Annotated in this window: 1 protein-coding gene; it reads left to right on the top strand. The window is 66.0% G+C overall.

Going from position 1 to position 942, the window contains the following annotated elements:
- The first annotated feature begins 57 nt into the window (after window positions 1-57).
- Window positions 58-923 (top strand): IS5 family transposase gene (locus tag E1202_RS31135; protein ID WP_408007751.1). Its coding sequence is split into 2 segments (ribosomal slippage): window positions 58-426 and window positions 429-923, totalling 864 coding nucleotides; the frame shifts between segments, so codons are not numbered across the junction.
- Window positions 924-942 lie beyond the last annotated feature (19 nt).

The following is a 942-nucleotide window of genomic DNA, read 5'->3' as shown; positions in this document are numbered from 1 at the left end:
CTAGGTTCTGTCCTGTAATTGATCTAGCGGCGCGGTCTGGTTTGATCTTGGGTTGTGGTGGGTCGTGGTGAGTTGACGGATCGCGCGTGGGCGCGGATTGAGCCGCTGTTACCGCCGGTGTCAGGGAGGGGACGGCGGTGGCGGGATCACCGGCAGGTGATCAACGCGATCCTGTGGAAGCTGCGTACGGGTGCTCCGTGGCGTGATCTGCCGGAACGATATGGGCCGTGGAAGACCGCGCACGAGCGGTTGCGGCTGTGGACCGCTGATGGCACCTGGCAGCGGATCTTGGACGAGGTGATCGTCAAGGACGATTCCGTCGGCGAGGTCGAATGGATTGTCAGCGTTGACTCCTCGGTCGTCCGGGCGCACCAGCACGCTGCTGGCGCCCGGAAAAAAGGGGCTGTGCCACCACGATCGAGGAACTCGCGGTCGAGGGCGAAGGACTCGGACGGTCCCGCGGTGGGCTGAGCACCAAGATCCACCTCGCGGTCGACGGGCGGGGGCTGCCGATGCGAGTCCTGCTCACCGGTGGCCAGGCGGGCGACAACCCTCACCTGATGCCGCTGCTGGATGCCATCGCGGTGGATCGGATCGGTCCGGGCCGACCGCGATGCCGGCCCGAGGTGGTGATCGCGGACAAGGCCTACTCACATCCCTCGACCCGGCAGGCCATGCGCCAACGGCGGATCCGGTTCATCAGCCCCGAACGTGATGACCAGATCGCCCGCCGCGCCGCCCAAGGCGCCCGCGGCGGACGCCCACCAGCCTTCGACGCCGAGGTCTACAAACGCCGCAACGTCGTCGAACGCTGCTTCAACCGACTCAAACAATTCCGCGACCTGGCCACCCGCTACGCCAAACGCGCCGCCTACTACCAGGCCGAACTCACCATCGCCGCCATCATCCTCTGGCTCCGATGACTTACAGGACAGAACCTAG

Origin of the sequence: Saccharopolyspora karakumensis, assembly GCF_004349225.1 — a bacterium.
Lineage (GTDB): Bacteria > Actinomycetota > Actinomycetes > Mycobacteriales > Pseudonocardiaceae > Saccharopolyspora > Saccharopolyspora endophytica.
This window is presented reverse-complemented; position numbering and strand designations above follow the sequence as displayed.